Annotated in this window: 22 protein-coding genes; 16 read left to right on the plus strand and 6 right to left on the minus strand. The window is 63.6% G+C overall.

The features are described from left to right. Nucleotides 1-132: 132 nt before the first annotated feature. The 4 genes from ydcS to M5G11_RS14000 form a co-directional block, all read right to left on the minus strand. Nucleotides 133-1,284, minus strand: a complete 1,152-nt coding sequence (gene ydcS / locus M5G11_RS13985; protein ID WP_273911805.1) for a putative ABC transporter substrate-binding protein YdcS — start codon at nt 1,282-1,284, stop codon at nt 133-135. Nucleotides 1,285-1,370: 86 nt separating this feature from the next. Beyond that, nucleotides 1,371-2,834, minus strand: a complete 1,464-nt coding sequence (locus M5G11_RS13990) for a gamma-aminobutyraldehyde dehydrogenase (protein ID WP_273911806.1) — start codon at nt 2,832-2,834, stop codon at nt 1,371-1,373. A gap of 134 nt (nt 2,835-2,968) precedes the next feature. After that, nucleotides 2,969-3,883, minus strand: a complete 915-nt coding sequence (locus tag M5G11_RS13995) for a LysR family transcriptional regulator (RefSeq protein WP_273911807.1) — start codon at nt 3,881-3,883, stop codon at nt 2,969-2,971. Nucleotides 3,884-3,986: 103 nt separating this feature from the next. Next, nucleotides 3,987-4,820, minus strand: a complete 834-nt coding sequence (locus M5G11_RS14000; RefSeq protein ID WP_273911808.1) for a helix-turn-helix transcriptional regulator — start codon at nt 4,818-4,820, stop codon at nt 3,987-3,989. Between the two features lie 98 nt (nt 4,821-4,918). Between M5G11_RS14000 and M5G11_RS14005 the strand changes: the two genes are divergently transcribed. The 16 genes from M5G11_RS14005 (at nt 4,919) to M5G11_RS14080 (ending at nt 22,429) form a co-directional block, all read left to right on the plus strand. Next, the gene (locus tag M5G11_RS14005) at nt 4,919-6,124 is read left to right on the plus strand and encodes an MFS transporter (protein WP_273911809.1); all 1,206 of its coding nucleotides are present in this window, start codon (nt 4,919-4,921) and stop codon (nt 6,122-6,124) included. 90 nt (nt 6,125-6,214) lie between these two features. Next, nucleotides 6,215-6,895 carry a tellurite resistance TerB family protein gene (locus M5G11_RS14010; protein WP_273911810.1) on the plus strand — a complete coding sequence of 227 codons (681 nt, stop codon included), beginning with the start codon at nt 6,215-6,217 and terminating at the stop codon, nt 6,893-6,895. A gap of 289 nt (nt 6,896-7,184) precedes the next feature. Then, on the plus strand, nt 7,185-8,807 hold the full coding sequence (locus tag M5G11_RS14015) for a methyl-accepting chemotaxis protein (protein ID WP_273911811.1): 1,623 nt from the start codon (nt 7,185-7,187) through the stop codon (nt 8,805-8,807). Between the two features lie 7 nt (nt 8,808-8,814). Beyond that, nucleotides 8,815-9,342, plus strand: coding sequence for a chemotaxis protein CheW (locus M5G11_RS14020; RefSeq protein ID WP_273911812.1), 528 nt, complete (start codon nt 8,815-8,817; stop codon nt 9,340-9,342). Further along, nucleotides 9,339-10,619, plus strand: a complete 1,281-nt coding sequence (locus M5G11_RS14025) for a CheR family methyltransferase (RefSeq protein ID WP_273911813.1) — start codon at nt 9,339-9,341, stop codon at nt 10,617-10,619. The genes M5G11_RS14020 and M5G11_RS14025 overlap by 4 nt, the downstream gene beginning before the upstream one ends. Beyond that, nucleotides 10,616-11,290: a chemotaxis protein CheW gene (locus M5G11_RS14030; RefSeq protein ID WP_273911814.1), complete on the plus strand. Its 675-nt coding sequence runs from the start codon at nt 10,616-10,618 to the stop codon at nt 11,288-11,290. The genes M5G11_RS14025 and M5G11_RS14030 overlap by 4 nt, the downstream gene beginning before the upstream one ends. Further along, nucleotides 11,287-13,572, plus strand: coding sequence for a hybrid sensor histidine kinase/response regulator (locus tag M5G11_RS14035; protein ID WP_273911815.1), 2,286 nt, complete (start codon nt 11,287-11,289; stop codon nt 13,570-13,572). Before M5G11_RS14030 ends, M5G11_RS14035 begins: the two co-directional genes overlap by 4 nt. Further along, nucleotides 13,569-14,582: a chemotaxis response regulator protein-glutamate methylesterase gene (cheB, locus tag M5G11_RS14040; protein WP_273911816.1), complete on the plus strand. Its 1,014-nt coding sequence runs from the start codon at nt 13,569-13,571 to the stop codon at nt 14,580-14,582. The genes M5G11_RS14035 and cheB overlap by 4 nt, the downstream gene beginning before the upstream one ends. 51 nt (nt 14,583-14,633) lie before the next feature. Beyond that, the gene (locus M5G11_RS14045) at nt 14,634-15,638 is read left to right on the plus strand and encodes a response regulator (protein WP_273911817.1); all 1,005 of its coding nucleotides are present in this window, start codon (nt 14,634-14,636) and stop codon (nt 15,636-15,638) included. A 184-nt stretch (nt 15,639-15,822) separates the two neighbouring features. Then, nucleotides 15,823-16,918, plus strand: a protein-coding gene (gene prfB / locus M5G11_RS14050) for a peptide chain release factor 2 (RefSeq protein ID WP_273911818.1) whose coding sequence is annotated in 2 segments (ribosomal slippage) — nt 15,823-15,894 and nt 15,896-16,918 — 1,095 coding nt in all. Because the reading frame shifts where the segments join, the coding sequence is not laid out codon by codon here. A gap of 107 nt (nt 16,919-17,025) precedes the next feature. Then, on the plus strand, nt 17,026-18,528 hold the full coding sequence (gene lysS, locus M5G11_RS14055; RefSeq protein ID WP_273911819.1) for a lysine--tRNA ligase: 1,503 nt from the start codon (nt 17,026-17,028) through the stop codon (nt 18,526-18,528). Nucleotides 18,529-18,631: 103 nt separating this feature from the next. Then, on the plus strand, nt 18,632-19,336 hold the full coding sequence (locus M5G11_RS14060) for a TetR/AcrR family transcriptional regulator (protein ID WP_273911826.1): 705 nt from the start codon (nt 18,632-18,634) through the stop codon (nt 19,334-19,336). Between the two features lie 29 nt (nt 19,337-19,365). Next, entirely contained in the window at nt 19,366-19,911 is a 546-nt protein-coding gene (locus M5G11_RS14065) for a hypothetical protein (RefSeq protein WP_273911820.1), read from the plus strand. A gap of 22 nt (nt 19,912-19,933) precedes the next feature. Then, entirely contained in the window at nt 19,934-21,211 is a 1,278-nt protein-coding gene (locus M5G11_RS14070) for a flavohemoglobin expression-modulating QEGLA motif protein (RefSeq protein ID WP_273911821.1), read from the plus strand. Then, on the plus strand, nt 21,183-22,106 hold the full coding sequence (locus M5G11_RS14075) for an alpha/beta hydrolase (RefSeq protein WP_273911822.1): 924 nt from the start codon (nt 21,183-21,185) through the stop codon (nt 22,104-22,106). Before M5G11_RS14070 ends, M5G11_RS14075 begins: the two co-directional genes overlap by 29 nt. Further along, nucleotides 22,103-22,429, plus strand: a complete 327-nt coding sequence (locus tag M5G11_RS14080; protein WP_273911823.1) for a PA3694 family proteiin — start codon at nt 22,103-22,105, stop codon at nt 22,427-22,429. The genes M5G11_RS14075 and M5G11_RS14080 overlap by 4 nt, the downstream gene beginning before the upstream one ends. A 127-nt stretch (nt 22,430-22,556) precedes the next feature. Here the strand turns inward: M5G11_RS14080 and lptF are convergent, their stop codons facing one another. Both lptF and M5G11_RS14090 read right to left on the minus strand, forming a co-directional pair. Next, the gene (lptF, locus tag M5G11_RS14085; protein WP_273911824.1) at nt 22,557-23,345 is read right to left on the minus strand and encodes a lipotoxin F family OmpA-related lipoprotein LptF; all 789 of its coding nucleotides are present in this window, start codon (nt 23,343-23,345) and stop codon (nt 22,557-22,559) included. Nucleotides 23,346-23,393: 48 nt separating this feature from the next. Continuing rightward, nucleotides 23,394-23,816 (minus strand): DUF4398 domain-containing protein, encoded by a 423-nt coding sequence (locus M5G11_RS14090; protein WP_273911825.1) that lies wholly within the window; start codon nt 23,814-23,816, stop codon nt 23,394-23,396. Between the last annotated feature and the right edge of the window lie 247 nt (nt 23,817-24,063).

Raw genomic sequence — 24,063 nt, forward strand, 5'->3', positions numbered from 1 at the left:
CTCCGGATAGGCGTGGGTATGCGCAGCGGCCCAGGCCTGGACGACTGACAACGGTTGTGCGGTGAGTTCAGAACATCGCGGGACAAGCCCGCTCCCACAACTGTAGGAGCCAGCTCGTCCCGCGACAGGGCTCTAGCGGCCGCCCATGATCGCGATGTAATCCTGGGTCCAGCGGCTGTACGGCACGAACTTGCCGCCTTCAGCCTGCGGGGTTTTCCAGAAGGCGATCTTGTCGAACTGATCAAAGCCATTGGTCTTGCAGCCTTCGGCACCCAGCAGTTCGCTGCCGGTGCAGGCTGCCGGCACCGCCGGCAACGAGCCGAACCAGGCCGCGACGTCACCCTGGACCTTCGGTTGCAGCGACCAGTCCATCCACTTGTAGGCACAGTTCGGGTGCTTGGCCTCGGCATGCAGCATGGTGGTGTCGGCCCAGCCGGTGGCGCCTTCCTTCGGAATGGTCGAGGCCACCGGCTGGTTGTCTGCCTTCAAGCCGTTGACCATGTAGCCCCACGAGCTGGAAGCAGCCACGCCTTCGTTCTTCACGTCGCTCATCTGCACCGTCGCGTCATGCCAGTAGCGGTGCACCAGCGGGTGCTGTTCGCGCAGCAGGTCGAGCACTGCCTTGTACTGGGTTTCGTTCAGCTCATAGGGGTTCTGGATACCCAGTTCCGGCTTGGCCGATTTCAGGTACAGCGCGGCATCAGCGATATAGATCGGGCCGTCATAGGCCTGCACACGGCCCTTGTTCGGCTTGCCGTCCGGCAGGTTCTGCGGGGCGAACACCACGTTCCAACTGGTCGGCGCTTCCTTGAACACATTGGTGTTGTACAGCAGCACGTTCGGGCCCCACTGGTAAGGCGTGCCGTACGCCTGTTTGTCGACCACGTACCAGGCACCGTTCTGCAGGCGCGGGTCGATGTTCTTCCAGTTCGGGATCAGCGAGGTATTGATCGGCTGCACGCGCTTGCCGGCAATCAGGCGCAGCGAGGCGTCACCCGAGGCGGTGACCAGGTCGTAGCCACCCTTGGCCATCAGGCTGACCATCTCGTCGGAGGTGGCGGCGGTCTTCACGCTGACCTTGCAGCCGGTTTCCTGCTCGAAGCCGGTCACCCAGTCATATGCCTTGTCGCTTTCACCACGCTCGATATAGCCGGGCCAGGCGACGATATCCAGCTGGCCTTCACCGGCGCCCACGGCCTTGAGCGGTTCGGCGGCCTGCAGGCCGGCGCTGGCCAGCAGGGCGGTGCTCAGGGCGCTGAGCAATGCGGTCTTGTGCGCGAACATGGTTTTCCCTCTTCTTCAAATTATGGTCGGGGCAGTGGTGAAAGCAGTGACGCAACGTCTGGTAAGGGTAGTGCTGTTATTCGGTTCTATCCCAGGTGCTCGCCGTGGCGCGCCATGATGTGGCGCACCACGCTGTAGTCCTGCAGCGAGTCGCTGGAGAGGTCCTTGCCGTAGCCCGAGCGCTTCAAGCCGCCATGGGGCATCTCGCTGACCAGCATGAAATGGCTGTTGATCCAGGTGCAGCCATATTGCAGGCGGGCGGCGACCTGCATGGCCTTGTCGAGGTTCTGCGTCCACACCGAGGAGGCCAGGCCGTATTCGGACTCGTTGGCCCAGTCCACCGCCTGGCTCAATTCGTCGAAGCGGGTGACCGTGACCACCGGCCCGAACACTTCCCGCTGGACGATCTCGTCGCCCTGCTTGCAGCCGGCCAGCAAGGTCGGCTGGTAATAGAAGCCGGGGCCTGAATGCACGGCGGCGCCAGTCACCCGCTCGATATGCGGCTGGCTCAGGGCGCGTTCGACAAAGCTGGCGACGCGGTCGCGCTGGCGCGTGCTGATCAGCGGGCCGATCTCGTTGTCGGCGTCGCGTTTGCCGGCAAAGCGCAGGCTGGCGACCGCAGCGCCGAGTTCGGCGACCAGCCGATCATGGATGCCGGCCTGGGCGTAGATGCGGCAGGCAGCGGTGCAGTCCTGCCCGGCGTTGTAGTAGCCGTAGCTGCGCACGCCCTCGACCACGGCCTGCAGGTCGGCATCGTCGCAGACGATCACCGGGGCCTTGCCGCCCAGTTCCAGGTGGGTGCGCTTGAGGGTTTTCGAGGCGGCTTGAAGGATCTTCTGCCCGGTAACGATATCGCCGGTCAGCGAGACCATGCGCACCCGTGGGTGGCTGACCAGATGCCCACCGACGCTTTCGCCGCCGCCACAGACAATGTTCAGCACGCCAGGTGGCAACAGCTCGGCGAGTACCGGGGCGAGCGCCAGGATCGACAGCGGGGTGTGTTCGGAGGGCTTGAACACCAAGGTGTTGCCGGCGGCCAGGGCGGGGGCGATTTTCCAGGCGGCCATCATGATCGGGTAGTTCCATGGCGCAATGGAGGCGACCACGCCGAGCGGGTCGCGGCGCACCATGCTGGTGTAGCCAGGCAGGTATTCGCCGGCCAATTGGCCGGTCTGGCAACGTACGGCACCAGCAAAGAAACGGAACACATCGATGGCCGCCGGCAGGTCGTCCTGGCGCGCCAGGTGCAGCGGCTTGCCGCAGTTCAGCGCTTCCAGGCGCGCCAGCAGCTCAATGCGTTGCTGCAAGGCATCGGCAATCGCCAGGAGGATGTTCGAGCGCTGTTGCGGGGTGGTGCGCGACCAACCGGAGAAGGCCCGGTGGGCTGCAAGAATGGCGGCTTCGACCTGCTCGGCGCTGGCCTCGGCGATGCGCGCGAGCACCTCGCCAGTTGCCGGGTTGAGGATCGGTTCGGCCAAGCCGTTGCCCTGCACCAGCTCGCCATCGATCAGCAATGCGGTGCACAGCGGGGAAGAAGGGGTACCAGGCATCGTGCGTGTGCTCTTTTGTTTTATATGCACGCTGGACGGGCCACGCAGGGCCGCGCCGTCGCTTCTAGTCGTGGCTTGAGACTAGTGCGGCTGACGCTGGCCTACAAATTCTAAATACTGAAGGCAGCATTCGATTAAATCGAATGGCGGCGCCCACCGTTGGGTTGCTCCCGGGCAACGGTGAGGAATGGATCGACCAGCGCTGGCCGCGCGGTGCCGCGACGCCAGGCCAGGCCGACGTCGAGGGTCTGGCTGAGGTCGGCCAGCGGGCGCGCTTCGATGATGTCGCCCTCCAGTGACCAGGGGCGGTAAGTCATGTCTGGCTGGATCGACACGCCCAGCCCGGCCGCCACCAGGCTGCGCACCGCTTCGGTGGAGGCTGTGCGCAGGCTGATTTGCGCCTGCAGGCCGGCGCCGGCCCAGATGCGCCGGGCGTTCTGCTCCATCTCGTCGACGTTGAGCTGGATCAGCGGTTCGAGTGCGACCTCGGCCAGGCTGATGCTGTCGCGCTCCAGCAGCGGGTGCTGGGCCGGCAGCCAGAGGCGGTGCGGCGAGTGGGTGAGCACTTCGGTCTGCAGGGCCAGGCGGTCTTCGAGGTTGGACAGGATGAGCACGCCGACATCGATTTCGCCACTGACCAGCAGGTGCTCGATGTAGGGGCGTTCGTCTTCGGTCACGCGGATTTCGACATTCGGGTAGGCGCGTTGAAAGCGGGTCAGCAGGTCGGCCAGGTAGTAGCCGGCGACCAGGCTGGTGACGCCGATGGTCAATTGCCCGGCCACCTGGTCGGTGCTTTGTTGCAGGCTGCGCTTGGCATTGTCGACGGTGGCCAGGATCAGGTGCGCCTGGCGCAGGAACTGATGGCCCTGGTGGGTCAGGGTCATGCCCTTGGCGTGGCGGTTGAACAGCACCACGCCGATTTCCTGCTCCAGTTGCTGGATGGCCAGGGTCAGGGTCGACTGGGAAATGAACACCGCCTGGGCGGCAGCGGAGATCGAGCCGGTTTCGGCAACGGCGATGAAGTGGCGAATCTGGCGCAGGGTCATCATGGGCGGGCGACTTTGTTATGAGTTTTATTGGCAGGGATGAGTGTATATCTTTTTTTTAGATGGCTTGGCCCTGCCCGGAACCTGCCGCGTTGTGTGTATTCACCTAATCCTGAAGCCAGTGCTCGAACCGGGCCTGCACGCTGTCTTCGGGGCTGGGGGCGTAATAGACCAGCCTCAGGTGCTTGTCGATATCGATGGTCAGCGAGGTGTGTTCCAGCGTCACCGCGCCAAACGAGGGGATGGATAGCTGACGGATGCCCTGGCAGGTGCCGTGTATGTCCTGCTTTTGCCACGCGTCGCGAAACGCGGGGCTGATGTATTCCAGTTCGTTGACCAGCTCAGCGACATCGCTGCGCTTTGCGGCGTGGGCGAAATCCCGGCGGAAGCTGGCGAGCATCTGCAGCGCCTGCTCATCCCAGGGGTTGAAGAGCGTGCGCATGGCCTCGTCAGTGAACACCATGCGCAGCATATTGCGGTGCTCAGGGGCGGTGTCGGCGAAGTTGAAGAGCCTGTTCGCCGCCGTGTTCCATGCCAGTACATCCCAGCGCAGGTTGAGGACGTAGGCAGGGCGCAGCGCAAGGTCTTGCAGCAAACGGTGGATGACGCTCGGCACCACGCACCAGGTTTCACCCAGCTCGGCGGGTGGGCGTTGCTGCGTCAGCAGATAGAGGTGTCGGCGTTCCACCGCGTCGAGTTTCAGCACCCGGCAGAGGTTGTCGAGAAAGCTCGGCGAGACGCCAATGTCGCGCCCTTGCTCAAGCCAGGTGTACCAGGTGACCCCGACACCGGCCAAGGCCGCCACCTCTTCACGACGTAAGCCGGGGGTGCGGCGGCGCCCGGAGGAGGGCAGCCCTACTTGCTCGGGAGATACCCGTTCACGGCGGCTGCGCAGGAATTCTGCGAGGTCGGTGCGGGTGCGTTCGAGTGTCCTGCGCATGTCCCAGTTACTCCTTGTAACCGTATAAACGGTAGGCATTGTACCCAGGCCAAGGGTGCTAAAGAATCCGCGCCGACCCCTTATCACGGAAGACTTTCATGACCCGGACAACACCTGCAGCGGTTTATCTGATTGCCATTGGCGCCTTCGCGCTGGGCATGGCGTCCTATGTGACAGCAGGCCTCGTTCCACTGATCGAGCGGGCCTTCAGTGTTCAGGTGGCCGTTGCCGCGCAACTGGTGACCGCGTTCACCCTGGCGTATGGCATTGGCTCGCCGCTTTTCGTGGCCGTGTTGCCCGCGCGGCGGCAGCGGTTCGGGCTGATGTGCGCGCTGGGGCTGTTCGTTCTGGCGAATGCGGCCAGCGCCATGGTCGATGACTTTGCGCTGTTGTTGCTGTGTAGGGCGCTGGCGGGTATTGGTGCGGGGGTATACCTGGCAACGGGTATTGCCGCTTCGGCGGCAGTATCTGCCCCGGCGCAACGGGGCAAGGCGATTGCCGTCATCATGGGCGGCATGGCCAGTGGTACGGTACTTGGCGTACCACTCAGCCTGTTGCTCGCCGAGCACATGGGCTGGCAGGCGGCGCTGTGGCTGGTGGCCCTGCTCGGTGCGCTGGCCTGGTTCGGCTTGCTGCTCAAGTTGCCCGCGATTCCCGCCGGGCCACAGGCGGCGCCGGGTCGCAAGCTGGCGTTGCTGGCCGAGCGCAAGGTGTTGCTGGTGCTCATGGTCTCGCTGCTGGCCGCAGTCGCCAGCCTGGGGATGTACACCTTCATGGTGCCGCTGCTCGCCGACCCGGCCTACGGGGCTGTCGGCAACATCACCGCGCACCTGTGGGTCTGGGGGCTGGGCGGGGTGCTGGGGAGTTTCCTGGTGGGGCCATTGGTTGATCGGCTCAAAGGGCCGTTGCTCACCTTACTGATCATGCTGGTCTTGGCCGTTTCATTGCTGGTATTGCCCATGGCGGCCTCGATATCACCCTGGCTGGCGATGCTTCCAATTGCACTCTGGGGGGCGGTGGGCTGGGCGCTCCAGGTGCCGCAGAACAATGAACTGCTCGCCATGCGCGACGCCAAAGGCGATGGCAACCTGGCGGTTGCCTTGAACGAGTCGGCGCTGTACCTGGGGAGTGCCCTGGGGGCGGCGGCCGGCGGCTTGCTGCTGCTCTGGCAGATGCCGAACTGGACCCTGGCGGCCAGCGCAGGGGCAGTGGCGCTGCTGGGGGCGGCGTTGCAGATACTCAATCTGCAGGAAGGCCGGGCGCATGCTTGTGCCGATGTACTCGAATCGTCAGGCCGAAGGTAAACCTGCAACATTTTGTCTGGCTCGTCCCGTGGTGCGCTTGGGTTTCAAGTTGTAGGCTGGGGTTTCCTTTTTGATCCGTGGAGACACCCGATGATCACCCGTGGCTTGCTTGATCAGTTGCTCAAATCCGGTCAGGACCTGCTGCAAAAGCAGTCCGGCAAAGGTGTTGCAGGCAAGTCTGACTCAGGCGGCGGGCTGGGCAGCCTGCTCTCCGGTGCGGGGGGTGGTGCATTGGCGGCGGGTGCGATGGGCTTGCTGCTGGGTAACAAGAAGGCCCGCAAGTACGGCGGCAAGGCGCTGACCTATGGCGGCCTGGCGGCACTGGGTGTGTTGGCCTACAAGGCCTATGGCAACTGGCAGGCGCAGCAGGGCAAGGCGCCACTGGGTGAACCGCGCACCCTTGACCGCGTGCCTGAGGCGCAGTTGGAGCAGCACAGCCAGGCGATCCTCAAGGCCCTGGTGGCAGCGGCCAAGGCGGACGGGCATGTGGATGAGCGTGAGCGGGCGTTGATCGAGGGTGAATTCGTCAAGTTGTCCAGTGACCAGGAGTTGCAGCATTGGCTGCACGCCGAGCTGAACAAGCCGCTGGACCCAGCCGATGTCGCCCGTGCGGCGAGCACGCCGGAAATGGCCGCAGAGATGTATATCGCCAGTGTGATGCTGGTGGACGAAGAGCACTTCATGGAGCGCGCCTACCTGGATGAGCTGGCCAAGCAGCTCAAGCTGGACCCGGCCTTGAAGGCTGAGCTGGAAAAGCAGGTGCGCCAGTAATTGTGGGAGCGGGCTGGTCCCGCGACCTGCCGCAAAGCGGCAGCAAACCCGGTGCATGCGATGTACCTGGAAGACTGTCGGGGCGAGTGCTGCGCACTTGGTCGCGGGACCAGCCCGCTCCCACAATGGTGTGAACAAGGTCACAGTTTCGCTCAACGTTTACAGGCAATTGGCCATAAACCAGTCCCTTTTGCCCAAGCAACCCTTGATCCAGCGTCCATAACCCTAGGCGGTGTAGGCTATAATCAGCCCATTTTTCCTGCTCGCGCTGAATTATTGAGGGCTGAATGTGAAGAACTGGACACTGCGCCAACGGATCCTGGCGAGCTTCGCCGTGATTATCGCCATCATGTCGCTGATGGTTATTGCCGCCTATTCGCGGCTGGTCACGATCGAGTCCAGCGAGGAGGCCGTGCGTACCGACAGCATCCCCGGGGTCTACTTCAGCTCGATGATCCGCAGCGCCTGGGTCGACAGCTACGTGCTGACCCAGCAGTTGGTCGGGCTGACCGACCACCGCGAACTTTCCGACGCCGACATGGCGCTGTACCGCACTTTCGACGACCGTCTCAAGCAACACATGGCCAGCTACCAGGGAACCATCAAGGACGCTGACGATCAGGCCAGCTTTGACGTGTTCGGCAAGCTCGAAGATGCCTACCTCGAAGAGGTGGCGCACGTGCTGGAAGCCTACCGCAAGGGTGATTACGTGCAGGCCCAGAATCTGCTGCACGACAAGCTCACCCCCGCCTGGATCGCCGGTCGCCAGCACCTCAACGGTGTCATCGAAGGCAATCGCAAGTCGGCAGACGCCGCGACCCTCGAAATCGTCAGTGCCGTCACCACCGCCAAGGGCAGCATGATCGTGTCGCTGGTGCTGGCGATCATCGCCGCAGCGATCTGCGGGCTGCTGCTGATGCGTGCAATCAGTGCACCGATGGAACGCATCGTCCAAGCCCTGGACAAACTCAGCGGCGGCGATCTGAGCGTGCGCCTGAACCTGGACCGCAAGGACGAGTTCGGCGCGGTCGAAACCGGCTTCAACGCGATGATGGGCGAACTGACCACCCTGGTCTCCCAGGCCCAGCGCTCCTCGGTGCAGGTGACCACCTCGGTCACCGAAATTGCCGCCACCTCCAAACAGCAGCAAGCCACCGCCACCGAAACCGCCGCCACTACCACCGAGATCGGCGCGACCTCGCGGGAAATCGCCGCGACCTCGCGTGACCTGGTGCGCACCATGACCGAAGTCACCTCCGCTGCCGATCAGGCCTCGGTGCTCGCCGGCTCCGGCCAGCAAGGCCTGGCACGCATGGAAGAAACCATGCACCAGGTGATGGGCGCGGCCGACCTGGTCAATAACAAGCTGGCGATCCTCAACGAGAAGGCCGGCAACATCAACCAGGTGGTGGTCACCATCGTCAAGGTGGCCGACCAGACCAACCTGCTCTCGCTCAACGCCGCTATCGAGGCCGAGAAGGCCGGCGAATACGGCCGTGGCTTTGCCGTGGTTGCCACCGAAGTGCGACGCCTGGCAGACCAGACCGCCGTGGCCACCTACGACATCGAGCAGATGGTTCGCGAGATCCAGTCGGCAGTCTCGGCAGGGGTGATGGGCATGGACAAGTTCTCCGAGGAGGTACGCCGCGGCATGTTCGAGGTGACCCAGGTCGGCGAACAGCTCACCCAGATCATCCATCAGGTCCAGGCCCTGGCCCCGCGCGTACTGATGGTCAACGAGGGCATGCAGGCCCAGGCCACGGGTGCCGAACAGATCAATCACGCGCTGGTGCAACTGGGTGATGCCAGCAGCCAGACCGTGGAGTCGCTGCGCCAGGCAAGCTTTGCCATCGATGAGTTGAGCCAGGTAGCGACCGGCCTGCGCGGTGGCGTTTCGCGGTTCAAAGTCTGAGTCGCCGATGAACGACATCCAGCCACGCCGCAGCCAGGAAGCGGCCAGCCAGGGGCGTTTGTTCCTGGTGTTTCGCATTGGCGAGCAGCGCTTTGCCCTGGACACCCTTGAGGTCGCCGAGGTGCTGCCGCGCTTGCCGCTCAAACCCATCGCCCAGACACCGTCCTGGGTGGCGGGGGTGCTGGCCCATCGGGGCGCGCTGGTGCCGGTCATCGATGTCGGCGCATTGAGTTTCGGCAAGCCGGCACCGGAGCGCACCAGCACCCGTCTGGTGCTGGTGCATTACCGCGCCGACCCGTTGCGCCCGGACCTGCTGCTCGGTTTGATCCTCGAAAGGGCCAGCGACACCCTGCGCTGTAACCCCGACGATTTTCAACCCTATGGCGTCGACAACAGCAGCGCGCCCTACCTGGGGCCGGTGCGTGAAGATGCCCTGGGGCTGTTGCAATGGATCGGTGTGCAAGACCTGCTCAGTGACGAGGTACGCGCCTTGTTGTTCCCGGTTGAGGCGGTTGCGCCCGGGGAAAGCTCATGAGCAACGAACAACGCTTCTTCCGCTTTCTTCAGGAGCGCATCGGCCTGGACGTCGCCTCGGTCGGCGCGCCGATGGTCGAGCGCGCACTGCACCAGCGCTGCGCGACGTTGCAGGCGGCCGACCTCGACGAGTACTGGTTGCGCCTGCAACAGTCGCGTGAGGAGCAGCAGGCACTGATCGAGGCGGTGATCGTTCCGGAAACCTGGTTCTTCCGTTATCCGGAATCCTTCAATGCCCTGGTCGGCCTGGCGCTCAAGCGCCTGGCAGAGCTGGCCGGTACGCGCCCGCTGCGGATTCTCAGCCTGCCGTGCTCGACCGGCGAAGAACCCTACTCGATCGCCATGGCCCTGCTCGATGCCGGGATCGCCGGGCATGCATTCCGCGTCGATGCGATCGACATCAGCCCCAACTCCATCGCTCGTGCCGAGCAGGGGCAGTATGGCCGCAACTCCTTCCGTGGCAGCGACCTGACATTCCGTGAGCGGCACTTCACCGAGGTGGGTGAAGGCCAGCGCCTGGCTGAGCGGGTGCGCAAGCAGGTGAACTTCGAGGCCGGCAACGTGCTCGACCCGGCGCTACGCAGCCGCGAGGGCAGCTATGACTTCGTGTTCTGCCGCAACCTGCTGATCTATTTCGACGTGCCGACCCAGCAACGGGTGTTCGAGGTACTGAAAAACCTCACCCACGAAGGCGGGGTGTTGTTTATCGGCCCGGCCGAGGGCAGCCTGCTGGCCCGTATGGGCATGCGCCCGCTGGGCATTGCCCAGTCGTTCGCCTATGTTCGCCATACCCCGGTGGTCGAGCCCGTTCCGGCCCCGGTGCGCGTGCTGCCGAGCCTGACGCCGCTGCCACCGGCCCGCATGCCGGTGCCGGCGCGCGGCCTGGCAGACGTTGCGCGGCGGCCAATACTTGCGCCACCCGCCAAGCCTGCCCCGAACAGCCGAGGCGATCAGGCGACGCAGTTGCTGGGGCAGATCGCCCAGTTGGCCAATGCCGGGCAGAACGAGCAAGCCCAGGCGGCGTGCCAAACCTACTTGCAACAATTCGAACCCTGCGCCCAGGTGTTTTACTGGCTCGGCCTGCTCAGTGACACGGCAGGTGACGCTGGCCAGGCGCTGAGTCACTATCGCAAGGCGCTGTACCTCGACCCCCAACACCCCGAAGCGTTGGTGCACCTGGCGGCCTTGCTGGCCTCCCAGGGCGATGAGGCCGGCGCTCGCCGCCTGCAGGAACGCGCCGCCCGGCTCGAACGCACGGTACGGGGGCCTGAACGATGAACGGACAAGGTGAACTGGACGTGCTTGCGACCTCACTGGAGGCCATCGACGATTGCTGGAACCGCATCGGCGTGCATGGCGACAAGAGCTGCCCGCTGCTCGTCGAGCATATTCATTGCCGCAACTGCGACGTGTACGCGGCGGCCGCCACGCGTTTGCTCGACCGATATGCGCTGGCACAGGATGCCCACGTGCAGCAGGAGGTCGAAGCGCAGGTCCAGGTCAGGGCCGGGCGTTCGCTGCTGTTGTTCCGCCTGGGTGAAGAATGGATGGCCCTGGCGACCCGTTGCCTGGTCGAGGTGGCGCCGCTGCAACCGGTGCACTCGCTGCCGCACCAGCGCTCACGCGTGCTGAAGGGCGTGGCGAATGTCCGCGGTGCACTGGTACCGTGCCTGTCGCTGGCGGATTTGCTGGGGCTGGAACTGACCAACGCTGCGGCGACCTCGGCGCGGGTCATGCCGCGCATGCTGATCGTTGCCGCTAATGGTGGCTCGGTGGTGGTGCAAGTGGATGAAGTCGATGGTATTCACGCCGTCGACCCGCAGCGCCTGAACAGCGAAGCCGCCAGCGAATCGCGCTTCACCGAAGCCGTGTTGCAATGGCGCGGGCGAAGTGTGCGGGTGTTGAACGAGGAGCACGTGTTGTCCGCCGTAAACCGGAGCCTGTCATGACCCCCGAGCAAATGCGCGACGCTTCGTTGCTCGAACTGTTCAGCCTGGAAGCCGAAGCCCAGACCCAGGTGCTCAGCGCCGGCCTGCTGGCGCTGGAGCGCAACCCGACCCAGGCCGACCAGCTCGAAGCCTGCATGCGCGCAGCGCACTCGCTCAAGGGGGCGGCGCGGATCGTTGGGGTCGACGCCGGGGTCAGCGTGTCGCATGTCATGGAGGACTGCCTGGTCGAAGCCCAGGAAGGCCGCCTGCGCCTGCGCCCGGAACATATCGATGCCTTGCTGCAGGGCACCGACCTGTTGATGCGCATCGCCACGCCGGGTGACACCTCGACGGACGCAGCCGTGCAGGCCTTCCTGGTACAGATGGCCGCGTTGCTCGACCCGAGCGCCAGCCCTGTGCCGCAGGCGCCACCGGTGCTGGTTGAGCCCGTCCTGGTGTCTGAGCCGGAGCCACTGCCCGAGCCGCTGCTCGACCCGCTCGGCGAACCGGCAGCGGACCTGTCTGCACCACGCAAAAAACAACGTACCGAAGGCGGCGAGCGGGTCCTGCGGGTCACCGCCGAACGCCTCAACAGCCTGCTCGACCTGTCGAGCAAGTCGTTGGTCGAGACCCAGCGTCTCAAACCCTATCTAGCCACCTTGCAGCGCCTCAAGCGGATGCACGGGCAAAGCATTCGTGCCCTCGACGAGCTGAAGATGCAGCTGGAAGTCAGCGGCCAGAGCGCCGAGGTCCAGGAAGCCCTGGGCCAGGCCCAGCGCCTGCTGGGCGAAACCCAGCAGATGCTGTTGCAGCAGGCGTCCGACCTGGATGAATTCGGCTGGCAGGCCGCCCAGCGCGCGCAGTTGCTCTACGACACCGCGCTGGCCTGCCGGATGCGCCCGTTTGCCGATGTGCTGACCGGGCAGAGCCGCATGGTACGGGACCTCGGTCGCTCACTGGGCAAGCAGGTGCGCCTGGAGATCGAAGGCGAGAAGACCCAGGTTGATCGCGATGTCCTGGAAAAACTCGAAGCACCGCTGACCCACCTGCTGCGCAATGCCGTCGACCATGGCATCGAGTCCCCTGAACAACGCCCGCTGGCGGGCAAGCCCGAGGAAGGCCTGATCCGCCTGCGGGCATCGCACCAGGCCGGCTTGCTGGTGTTGGAACTGAGCGACGATGGCGGCGGTGTTGATCTGGAGCGGCTGCGGCGCAGCATCGTCGAGCGCCAGTTGTCACCGGCTGAAACCGTCGCGCAGATGAGCGAGGCGGAGCTGCTGACCTTCCTGTTCCTACCCGGCTTCAGCCTGCGCGACAAGGTCACCGAAGTGTCCGGGCGCGGGGTCGGGCTGGACGCCGTGCAGCATATGGTCCGGCAACTGCGCGGCTTTATCGAGGTCAGCCAGCGTGCTGGCGAGGGCAGTTGCTTCCACCTGGAAGTCCCGCTGACCCTGTCGGTGGTACGCAGCCTGGCGGTGGAGGTCGGCGGCGAAGCCTACGCCTTCCCGCTGGCGCATATCGAACGCACCCTGGAGCTGCCGGCCGAAGCCATCGTGCAGATCGAGGGGCGCCAGCACTTCTGGCATGACGGCCGGCACATCGGCCTGGTCGCGGCCAGCCAGTTGCTCAACCGCCCGGCCAGTGAAACCGATGGCAAGAGCATCAACGTCGTGGTGATCCGCGAGCGCGAGACGCTGTATGGCGTGGCCGTCGAGCGGCTGATCGGTGAGCGGGTGCTGGTGGTGATGCCGCTGGATGCGCGCCTGGGCAAGGTGCAGGACATTTCCGCCGGCGCCTTGCTCGATGATGGTTCGGTGGTGCTGATTGTCGATGTCGAGGACCTGGTGCGCTCGGTCGAGAAACTGCTCAGCACCGGGCGCCTGGAGCGCATCGAACGTGGCCACCGCACCTCCCGCGAAATCGCTCGCAAGCGCGTGCTGGTGGTCGACGACTCGCTGACCGTACGCGAGTTGCAACGCAAGCTGCTGAGCAATCGCGGCTACGAAGTGGCAGTGGCGGTAGACGGCATGGACGGCTGGAACGCCCTGCGCAGCGAGGACTTCGACCTGCTGATTACCGACATCGACATGCCGCGCATGGACGGCATTGAACTGGTGACCCTGTTGCGCCGTGACAACCGCCTGCAATCGCTGCCGGTGATGGTGGTGTCCTATAAAGATCGCGAAGAAGATCGCCGACGTGGACTGGACGCCGGAGCCGACTACTATTTGGCCAAGGCGAGTTTTCATGATGACGCCTTGCTGGATGCCGTAGTCGAGTTGATCGGGGGAGCCCAGGGATGAAAATCGCCATCGTCAACGACATGCCCATGGCCGTGGAGGCCCTGCGCCGTGCGTTGGCGTTCGAACCGAACCATCAGGTGATCTGGGTGGCGAGCGATGGCGCGCAAGCCGTGCAGCGCTGCGCCGAGAACACCCCGGACCTGATCCTCATGGACCTGATCATGCCGGTGATGGACGGGGTCGAGGCGACCCGGCGGATCATGGCCGAGACGCCGTGCGCCATCGTCATCGTCACCGTCGACCGCCAGCAGAACGTCCACCGGGTGTTCGAGGCCATGGGCCACGGCGCCCTCGATGTGGTCGACACGCCGGCCCTGGGGGCAGGTGATGCGCGTGAGGCGGCGGCACCGTTGTTGCGCAAGATCCTCAATATCGGCTGGCTGATCGGCCAGCATCGCACCAGCAAGGTGGCGGCCGTGGATACACCGCTGCGCCAGGCCGCACAACACCAGGGCCTGGTGGCCATAGGCTCTTCAGCCGGTGGGCCGGCGGCGCTGGAGGTGTTGCTCAAGGGCCTGCCGCGCGACTTTCCGGCGGCCATCGTGCTGGTGCAGCATGTCGACCAGGTGTTTGCCGCCGGCATGGCCGAGTGGCTGGGCAGCGCCTCCGGCCTGCCGGTGCGCCTGGCCCGTGAAGGCGAGCCGCCGCAGCCGGGGCAGGTGCTGCTGGCCGGCACCAACCACCATATTCGCTTGCTTAAGGACGGCACCCTGGCCTACACCGCAGAACCGGTGAACGAAATCTATCGACCTTCAATCGACGTGTTTTTCGACAGCGTGGCGCGTTTCTGGCAGGGGGACGCGATTGGCGTGCTGCTGACCGGGATGGGCCGCGACGGCGCGCAGGGGCTCAAACTCATGCGCCAGCAAGGCTTTCTGACCATCGCTCAGGACCAACAAAGCAGTGCGGTGTACGGCATGCCCAAGGCGGCTGCGGCAATTGATGCTGCGGTCGAAATTCGTTCACTGGAGCGGATTGCACCGCGACTGATGGAAATTTTCCCGAAATGACGATATGTATTGAGCCACGCCGGCCGGCCGGCAGTGACCAGGTGACAGCGCATGAATGATTTACCGATCGACGGATTCCCGTCCACCAACGAAAACTCGGCGATGGTGTTGCTGGTCGACGACCAGGCCATGATCGGCGAAGCGGTGCGGCGTGGCCTGGCGCAGGAAGAGAATATCGACTTCCATTTCTGTGCCGACCCGCACCAGGCGGTAGCGCAGGCCATTCGGATCAAGCCGACGGTGATCCTCCAGGACCTGATCATGCCGGGCCTCGACGGCCTGACGCTGGTGCGTGAGTACCGCAACAATCCGGCCACCCAGGACATTCCGATCATCGTGCTGTCGACCAAGGAAGACCCTCTGGTCAAGAGCGCGGCGTTTGCCGCCGGGGCCAATGATTACCTGGTCAAGCTGCCGGACAACATCGAACTGGTGGCGCGCATCCGTTACCACTCGCGCTCCTACCTGACCCTGCTGCAGCGTGACGAGGCCTACCGGGCCCTGCGCGTGAGCCAGCAGCAGCTGCTCGATACCAACCTGGTGTTGCAGCGGCTGATGAATTCCGATGGCCTGACCGGGCTGTCCAACCGCCGGCATTTCGACGAATACCTGGAGCTGGAGTGGCGCCGGGCGATGCGTGAGCAGGCGCAACTGTCGCTGCTGATGATCGATGTGGACTACTTCAAGGCCTACAACGACGGCTTCGGGCACCTGGCCGGGGATGAAGCCCTGCGTCAGGTGGCCGAGGCGATTCGCGGCTGCTGCAGCCGGCCGAGTGACTTGCCGGCTCGTTACGGGGGTGAGGAGTTTGCGCTGGTGCTGCCCAATACCTCGCCAGGCGGGGCCCGGCTGGTGGCCGAGAAGCTGCGCCAGACCGTCGAGGCGATGAGCATCCCGCACAATACCCCGAGCGATGGTTCGCGCCTGACCGTGAGTATCGGCCTGTCGACCCAGACCCCGACCATTGGCAGCCATTGCCGGCAGTTGATTTCGGCGGCGGACAAGGGCTTGTACCTGGCCAAGAACAACGGGCGCAACCAGGTCGGGGTGGATTGAGTCTCTGTGGGAGCCGGCCTTGCCGGCGATGGGCTGCACATTGGCCCCATCGCCGGCAAGGCCGGCTCCCACAGGATCAAGCGGTGCTATTGCTGATTACGCCCGCCCGACGGGCTGCCGTCCCCCCGCAGACTCGGTTATACTCTCCGGCTTTTCACAGAATACGCACGAGAGCCGCCCGCCCATGGAAATCAACCCGATCCTGAATACCATCAAGGACCTGACCGAGCGTTCTGAATCTATTCGGGGGTATCTTTGACTACGATCAAAAGCATGAGCGCCTGATCGAAGTCAACCGTGAGCTTGAAGACCCTGCGGTCTGGAACAAGCCAGAATACGCCCAGGAACTGGGCCGCGAGCGTGCTGCCCTGGCACAGATCGTCGACACCCTGGACGAAATGAACAGCGGCCTGGCGGATTCCCGCGAGCTGCTCGACATGGCTGTTGAAGAAGACGACGAAAGCGCCGTCGAAGACGTCGTGGTGATGCTTGAAGGCCTTGAAGCGTCCCTCGCCAAGCTCGAATTCCGCCGCATGTTCAGCGGTGAGATGGACCCGAACAACGCCTACCTGGACATCCAGGCCGGTTCCGGCGGCACCGAAGCCCAGGACTGGGCCAACATCCTGCTGCGCATGTACCTGCGCTGGGCCGACAAACGCGGCTTCGAAGCCACCATCATGGAACTGTCGGCCGGTGAAGTCGCCGGGATCAAAGGCGCCACCGTGCACATCAAGGGCGAATACGCCTTTGGCTGGCTGCGCACCGAGATCGGCGTACACCGCCTGGTCCGCAAGAGCCCGTTCGACTCCGGCAACCGTCGGCACACCTCGTTCTCGGCCGTCTTCGTCTCCCCGGAGATCGACGACAAGGTAGAGATCGACATCAACCCGTCGGACCTGCGTATCGACACCTACCGCTCCTCCGGTGCCGGTGGTCAGCACGTAAACACCACCGACTCGGCCGTACGTATCACCCACGTACCGTCCAACACCGTGGTCAGCTGCCAGAACGAACGCTCCCAGCACGCGAACAAGGACACCGCCATGAAAATGCTGCGGGCCAAGTTGTACGAGCAGGAGATGCAGAAGCGCAACGCCGCTTCCCAGGCGCTGGAAGACAGCAAGTCCGACATCGGTTGGGGTCACCAGATCCGTTCCTACGTGCTCGACGCATCGCGGATCAAGGACCTGCGCACCAACATCGAACGCAGCGACTGCGACAAGGTGCTCGACGGCGATATCGACGAATACCTGGAAGCCAGCCTCAAACAAGGGCTGTAACGCGACACCGATGCTGCGGCAAGGCCCGCTCCCGTGAGAGCGGGCCTTGCCCGCGATCCCTTGCCGAAGGCAGGGGACAATGAACCCGTGATGGAAAATGTGACGACATGAGCGACCTCAAACTCGACCCGCAAGACCTGCAACAGGAAGAAAACACCCTGATCGCCCTGCGCAAGGAAAAGCTTGCCGCAGAGCGCGCCAAGGGCAATGCCTTCCCCAACGACTTCCGCCGTGACAACTACTGCGCCGACCTGCAGAAACAGTATGTCGACAAGACCAAGGAAGAGCTGGAAGCTGCAGCGATCCCGGTCAAGGTTGCCGGTCGCATCATGCTCAACCGTGGCTCGTTCATGGTGATCCAGGACATGACCGGGCGCATCCAGGTCTACGTCAACCGCAAGACCCTGTCCGAAGAAACCCTGGCCGCGGTGAAAACCTGGGACATGGGCGACATCATCGCCGCCGAAGGCACCCTGGCCCGTTCCGGCAAGGGCGACCTGTACGTCGAAATGACCAACGTGCGCCTGCTGACCAAGTCGCTGCGCCCGCTGCCGGACAAGCACCACGGCCTGACCGACACCGAACAACGCTATCGCCAGCGCTACGTTGACCTGATCGTCAACGAAGAAGTGCGTGACACCTTCCGCGTCCGCTCGCAGGTGATCAACCACATCCGCAATTTCCTGATCAAGCGCGACTTCCTTGAAGTCGAGACGCCGATGCTGCAAACCATCCCCGGTGGTGCCGCAGCCAAGCCGTTCGAAACCCACCACAACGCCCTGGACATGGCCATGTTCCTGCGTATCGCCCCGGAGCTGTACCTCAAGCGCCTGGTGGTCGGTGGTTTCGAGAAGGTCTTCGAGATCAACCGCAACTTCCGTAACGAAGGTGTTTCGACCCGGCACAACCCCGAGTTCACCATGCTCGAGTTCTACCAGGCCTACGCCGACTACGAAGACAACATGGACCTGACCGAGGAACTGTTCCGCGAGCTGGCCCAACTGGTACTGGGTTCCACCGACGTGCCATACGGCGACAAGGTGTTCCACTTCGGCGAGCCGTTCGTGCGCCTGTCGGTGTTCGACTCGATCCTCAAGTACAACCCGGACCTCACCGCCGATGACCTGCAGGACATCGACAAGGCACGTGCCATCGCCAAGAAAGCCGGCGCCAAGGTGCTGGGCTTCGAAGGCCTGGGCAAGCTGCAGGTGATGATTTTCGAAGAACTGGTCGAGCACAAGCTGGAGCAGCCGCACTTCATTACCCAGTACCCGTTCGAAGTGTCGCCACTGGCGCGCCGCAACGACGAGAACCCGAACGTCACCGACCGCTTCGAGTTGTTCATCGGCGGCCGCGAAATCGCCAACGCCTACTCCGAGCTCAACGATGCCGAAGACCAGGCCGAGCGCTTCATGGCGCAGGTGGCCGACAAGGACGCCGGTGACGACGAAGCCATGCACTACGACGCCGACTTCGTGCGCGCGCTGGAATACGGCATGCCGCCAACGGCGGGTGAGGGCATCGGTATCGACCGTCTGGTGATGCTGCTGACCAACTCCCCGTCGATCCGCGATGTGATCTTGTTCCCGCACATGCGCCCGCAAGCCTGAGTGCATTGAACAAGCCGCCTTTCGAGGCGGCTTTTTCATGTCTGCGATACTGTTTTATTGATTCGACCGAATTTCCTGGAGTAGATGCATCGTGACCCCTGCAATGGCTCAACAAGGTGCTGCTGGCGTAGCCACAGCGGTAGCGGAAAGTGTTCAGTACCAGGGCCGCAAGGCCAGCCGCCAAGGCAGCGAACAACGCCGCCAGGACATCCTTGATGCGGCAATGCGCATTATTGTCCGTGATGGCGTGCGTGGCGTGCGTCACCGCGCGGTGGCGACGGAGGCGGGGGTGCCGCTGTCGGCCACCACTTATTACTTCAACGACATCCAGGACCTGCTCTCCGACACCTTTGCCCAGTACGTCGAGCGCAGTGCCGACTACATGGCGCGGCTGTGGGAGAACACCGAGGTGATCCTGCGCCAGTTGTTGGCCCAGGATGATGGCACGCCGCAGTCCCGCGCGCGCCTGGCTGACGAGGTGGCGAAGATGGCCACCGACTATGTGCGCCACCAGTTGAGCAGCCGCCGCGACTCGCTGATGGCCGAGCAGGCCTTCCGCCAGGAGGCGCTGTTGTGCCCGCGCCTGGCGGATCTGGTGCGCCTGCATGAGCAGATTCTCAGCCGCGGCACCTGCCAGCTGTTGCAGGTCGTGGGTTCGCGCCAGCCGCAGCAAGATGCCATAGTGTTGACGGCCATTATCGAGCAGATGGAATATCAGGGCCTGCTCGAGCGCGCGCCCGCGCAGACCGATGCACAGATGCTCGCTATCCTTACCCGTTACCTGCATCTGGTGCTGGCTTCGGATTAAGGCGCGATACCTATTTCAAGGAGAGCCCGATGAAAGCCTGGCGTGTGCTGTTGGCCCTGACGTTCCTGCTGTTGGGCGGGTGCCTGGTGACATTCAACGAGCCGATCCCGGCCAATGCCGCAGCGCCCAAGGCGTTGCTTGGCAAGTGGAGCAGCAAGGACGCCTGGGGCGAGCCCTTGAGCTTGCAGATCAGCCGTAGCGGCGGCAACGCCTACAAGGCCGTGGCCACCGGCAAGAACCGCAAACCCACGGAGTACGCGTTCACTGTGGCCCAGCACGGCAACCGCTGGTACCTGTCGGCCGGCGTGCCCAAGCGCCTGGGCGGCAACTTCCTGATTGGCGGTTTTGAAGTGATCGATGGCAAGGAGCTGGTGGTCTACAACCTCGATGTCGAGCAGGTCAACCAGGCGCTGGCCAAGAAAGAACTCAGCGGGCGCAGCATTGAAGTGCCGCAGGACAACGGCCAGGGCGTGCTGATCGACAGCCCGTCGGCGCGGGTTCTGGCCTATCTCGATGACCCGGCCAATTCCGACCTGTTCGTCGAAGTCGCGCGTTTCCAGCGGGCCGTCAAATAACTGAATGTACAAGGAGTGAGCGGTGGACGAGTACCAGCAGACGATTCGATCCCTGTCTGATCGCATAGTCCAGGCGCAAACGCCCATCCGTGTGCTTGATGCGGTGAAGTGGGACGACAGCATCCGCCAGGGCTTCCTCAAGGCCAAGGGCAAGGAGCCACCGGCGGTGGACCGTGCCTATTACCAGAACCGGCCTTTGTCCTTTGATTCCAGCGCGGTGAAGCTGGAGTTCCAGAACATCGAGCGCGACATCACCCGCCAACTGGGCCAGTTCAACCCGGTCGGGCAGATCATGCGGCGCATGTGCAAGGAGTACCGCATGGTCGTGCGCATGCTCGAGGCGCGCGGTACCGAAGACTTCGGGCTGATCTCCCAGGAGCTGTATGGCGCGGCTTCCGATGCGTTCCATGCCGGCGACCCGACCCTGGCCGACCTTGGCCTGATGCTCTCGGACTACCTGAACAACATCGACGGCCGTGGCGACCTCAAGGACGAACCGAAGAACCTCAATGCCAAGCAGGCCGTGGAGATGCTCCAGGGCCGGCTGAACAAGGTGTTCGGCGAGGCCGAGGACACCATTCGGGTGTTCGAGTCGGACGGTATCGTCGCGGATGCGGCGGCGGGCGCCGACTACATCAAGATCCGCGCTGACGCCATGTTCAACAGCCGTGATGTGCGCGCACTGGAGGTGCACGAAGGGCTGGTGCATGTGGGTACCACCCTGAATGGCCTGAACCAGCCGATCTGCACCTTCCTGGCCAAGGGGCCGCCCTCGTCGACGGTGACCCAGGAAGGCCTGGCGATCCTCATGGAGGTGATTGCGTTCGCCTCTTACCCGAGCCGCCTGCGCAAGCTCACCAACCGTACCCGGGCCATCCACATGGTCGAGGAGGGCGCGGACTTCATGCAGGTCTATGAGTTCTTCCGTGCCCAGGGCTTCGAGATGGCCGAGAGCTACGGCAACGCCAGCCGGGTGTTCCGTGGCTCGGTGCCCAACGGCCTGCCATTCACCAAAGACTTGTCCTACCTCAAGGGCTTCATCATGGTTTACAACTACATTCAGTTGGCCGTGAGAAAGGGCAAGCTGGAACAGATCCCCTTGCTGTTCTGTGGCAAGACCACCCTGGAAGACATGCGGACCCTGCGCCAACTGGTCGATGAAGGCCTGGTGGAGCCGCCCAAGTACTTGCCCGAGCAGTTCCGCGACCTGAACGCGCTGTCGGCCTGGATGTGTTTCTCCAACTTCCTCAACCACCTGAGCCTGGACCGGATTGAAGCCGACTATTCGAACATTCTCTGAACACGGCCGCCGGCTGCTGGGCCTGTGCCTGGTGCTGGCGAGCTTGTCCGGGTGCAGTTCGCTGTTGTTCTATCCCGAGCCCGGGCAGCCGTTCACCCCGGAGCGAGCCAAGCTCGCCTACCGCGAGCTCACCCTGACCGCGGCCGATGGCACGCGCCTGCATGGCTGGTGGCTGCCGGCCAAGGAAGGCGTGGCGGTCAAGGGCACGGTGCTGCACCTGCACGGTAACGGCGGCAACCTCGCGGGGCATCTGGGTGGGAGCTGGTGGTTGCCGGAGCAGGGCTACCAGGTGCTGCTGCTGGATTACCGTGGCTACGGCTTGTCCGAAGGCACGCCGAGTTTGCCGGCGGTCTATCAGGATATTGCCGCGGCAATGGATTGGTTGAAGCAGGCACCTGACGTGCAAGGCAAACCCTTGGTGCTGCTGGGGCAGAGCCTTGGTGGCGCGATGGGCATTCATTATTTGGCAGGGCATCCCGAACAGCGCCAGCGCTTCAAGGCCCTGGTGTTTGACGGGGTGCCGGCCAGCTACCGCAGCGTTGGCCAGTTTGCCCTGAGTACTTCGTGGCTGACCTGGCCGTTCCAGGTGCCGCTGTCGTGGCTGGTGCCGGACGCTGACAGTCCCATACGTTCAATTGAACAATTGAATAATGTACCGAAGCTGTTTTTCCACAGTATCGATGACCCGATCGTGCCGTTGGCCAATGGCCTGGCGCTGTACAAGGCCGCGCTGCCGCCCCGTGTGTTGCAGCTGACGCGTGGCGGGCATGTGCAGACCTTTGGCGACAAGACCTGGCGCCAGGTGATGGTGCGGTTCCTGGATGACCCTGAGCATTTCAACGGGCTGCGGCGTTTGGCCGAAGTCCCCAACTACCCTGACGAGAAGTCGCAATGAGTGAAGAACGCAACGCCATCCCGCTGATCATCACCGGTATCTGCAGCATCATCGGCACCGTGGGCTGCCTGTGGTACTACGGTTACCTGCATTTCGCCAAGCCGGAGGATGCGTTGTTGCTGTCGGATTTCACCATGCTCAAGACGGTGCCGGGGGAGGATTACAAGATCGCCTTGAACCCGGCGCCGCAGGTGGCGCAGTGCATTGACGGGGTGTTGGTGTTGTTCGATACCCAGCAGAAGGGTTTGACCGGTGTGCTGGTGGACAACAAGAAGCAGGCGGTGCGTTGCATGGGGCAGGAGACCCCGCAAGAAACTCAGTAGTGCCCGCGTTGCCGGCAATCGCTGGCAAGGCCAGCTCCCACAGTGGAGGAACTCCCCCTTTTTTGGGGTTTGACACTGCCCCTGTGGGAGCCGGCCTTGCCGGCGATTAGGCCCTCAAGCCTGACGATTAGTTGATCTGGCTCACCGTACGCGGCGCCACCGGCTGGTTGTCATTGGAGATGGTCACTTCCACCCGACGATTCTGCGCACGCCCCGAGTTGCTCGAATTGTCCGCTACCGGGTACTCCTTGCCATAGCCTTGCGACACCACGCGCGCAGGGTCTACGCCCGCGCGGACCAGGGCCATGCGCACCGAACTGGCACGACGTTCAGACAAGCTCTGGTTGTAGTTCGCCGAGCCCACGCTGTCGGTATAGCCCTCGACGATCACCTTGCGGTCCGGGTTCTCGTTGAGGAACTGCGCCAGCTTGGTGACGTTCGGGTAGGCACTGCTTTTCAGCTCGGCCTTGTTGAAGTCGAACAGCACATCACCAAAGGTCACCAGCGTACCGCGATCGGTCTGCTTGGCGTTGAGGCTGTCCTGTAGCTGCTTGATCTGCGCATCACGCGAGTCCAGGCGGGCCTGGGCACGTTGCGCGGCAGCATTCTTCAGGTTGTTCTCAGCCGTACGCAGGGCGATGGTCTGCTTGGCCACCTCGACGCGCTGGTTGGTCAGGTAGGCCAACTGGTCGACCTTCTTCTCGTTCTCCTTGTCCAGGTAGGCCTTGTCGGCCTTGTTCATCCAGTCCTGGGCGTCCTTGGTTTCGAGGGCCGCCACTTTGCTCGACTGCGGGTCGCTTTGCAGGGCGGTGAAATTGGTCCGGGCCGATTCCAGGTTGGCATTGGGTTGCGAAGAGCAGGCAGCCAGGCCAACGCTGAGGGCCAGGAGGGCGGGGATCATCACGTGTTTACGCATAATGGTTCATCCTTTGATCGATTACGAATGCACGGTGGCGGCGCAGCCTTACTGAACGGTCTGGGTGTTGCGCATGCCTTCCTCGCGCAGGTCCTGCACACCCTGGTGGGCGTCCTGCACGGCTTTCTCGGCCTTCGCGGCCTGGGCCTTGCGTTCGGCGACGCGGGCGTCCCATTCGGCCTGTTCTGCAAGGTTGCGCGCCTGGTCGTATTGCTTGTCGTGCATGGCCACTTCGGCCTGTTTGAACTTGTCCTGGGCGGACTTCATTTCCACGGCGGCGTACTCGGTGCCGCCAGCGCTGACGGCAGAGTTCACGGCCGACTGGGCCAGGGCGTATTGCTCGCTCGGCGGGTTGCCAGCGCAGCCGGCCAATACCAGGCTGCTGCCCAAGGCCAGCGCGGCCAGCTTGAGCCCGCGCAGGTGGCTGAATGCGGTGTTTGCGGTGCGGGTCTTCATGGTGGTCAACTCCATTGGTTCACTCCTGATGAACGACGTATTCCATAGCGGTCCAGCGGCGAGGGCCCTATCGCAAGGGTTTTGCCGTGGTGGCTATTGGCTGTGACCGGGGCGGTTTTTTGAAAGTTCAGAAAATTTGTTGGGGATTGTTGACTGGTTGGTCAGTGGGGTTTTGTTTGAACTTTGTTTGGGGGAGGGGGTCGGGGTGGGGCTTTTTTGGGGTGGATATCTGGGGGGTTTGAGGGGGCTTTCGGGCCCCTTC

Origin of the sequence: Pseudomonas fontis (assembly GCF_028656955.1) — a bacterium.
GTDB lineage: Bacteria > Pseudomonadota > Gammaproteobacteria > Pseudomonadales > Pseudomonadaceae > Aquipseudomonas > Aquipseudomonas fontis.

Bases quoted from the DNA above. Each gene is read 5' to 3' on its own strand.
- M5G11_RS13995 (WP_273911807.1), bottom strand. From the start codon at position 3,883: ATGATGACCCTGCGCCAGATTCGCCACTTCATCGCCGTTGCCGAAACC.
- M5G11_RS14090 (WP_273911825.1), bottom strand. From the start codon at position 23,816: ATGGAGTTGACCACCATGAAGACCCGCACCGCAAACACCGCATTCAGC.
- M5G11_RS13990 (WP_273911806.1), bottom strand. From the start codon at position 2,834: ATGCCTGGTACCCCTTCTTCCCCGCTGTGCACCGCATTGCTGATCGAT.
- ydcS (WP_273911805.1), bottom strand. From the start codon at position 1,284: ATGTTCGCGCACAAGACCGCATTGCTCAGCGCCCTGAGCACCGCCCTG.
- M5G11_RS14035 (WP_273911815.1), top strand. From the start codon at position 11,287: ATGACCCCCGAGCAAATGCGCGACGCTTCGTTGCTCGAACTGTTCAGC.
- M5G11_RS14060 (WP_273911826.1), top strand. From the start codon at position 18,632: ATGGCTCAACAAGGTGCTGCTGGCGTAGCCACAGCGGTAGCGGAAAGT.
- cheB (WP_273911816.1), top strand. From the start codon at position 13,569: ATGAAAATCGCCATCGTCAACGACATGCCCATGGCCGTGGAGGCCCTG.
- M5G11_RS14065 (WP_273911820.1), top strand. From the start codon at position 19,366: ATGAAAGCCTGGCGTGTGCTGTTGGCCCTGACGTTCCTGCTGTTGGGC.
- M5G11_RS14080 (WP_273911823.1), top strand. From the start codon at position 22,103: ATGAGTGAAGAACGCAACGCCATCCCGCTGATCATCACCGGTATCTGC.
- M5G11_RS14010 (WP_273911810.1), top strand. From the start codon at position 6,215: ATGATCACCCGTGGCTTGCTTGATCAGTTGCTCAAATCCGGTCAGGAC.
- M5G11_RS14005 (WP_273911809.1), top strand. From the start codon at position 4,919: ATGACCCGGACAACACCTGCAGCGGTTTATCTGATTGCCATTGGCGCC.
- M5G11_RS14025 (WP_273911813.1), top strand. From the start codon at position 9,339: ATGAGCAACGAACAACGCTTCTTCCGCTTTCTTCAGGAGCGCATCGGC.
- M5G11_RS14045 (WP_273911817.1), top strand. From the start codon at position 14,634: ATGAATGATTTACCGATCGACGGATTCCCGTCCACCAACGAAAACTCG.
- M5G11_RS14030 (WP_273911814.1), top strand. From the start codon at position 10,616: ATGAACGGACAAGGTGAACTGGACGTGCTTGCGACCTCACTGGAGGCC.
- M5G11_RS14020 (WP_273911812.1), top strand. From the start codon at position 8,815: ATGAACGACATCCAGCCACGCCGCAGCCAGGAAGCGGCCAGCCAGGGG.
- M5G11_RS14000 (WP_273911808.1), bottom strand. From the start codon at position 4,820: ATGCGCAGGACACTCGAACGCACCCGCACCGACCTCGCAGAATTCCTG.
- lptF (WP_273911824.1), bottom strand. From the start codon at position 23,345: ATGCGTAAACACGTGATGATCCCCGCCCTCCTGGCCCTCAGCGTTGGC.
- lysS (WP_273911819.1), top strand. From the start codon at position 17,026: ATGAGCGACCTCAAACTCGACCCGCAAGACCTGCAACAGGAAGAAAAC.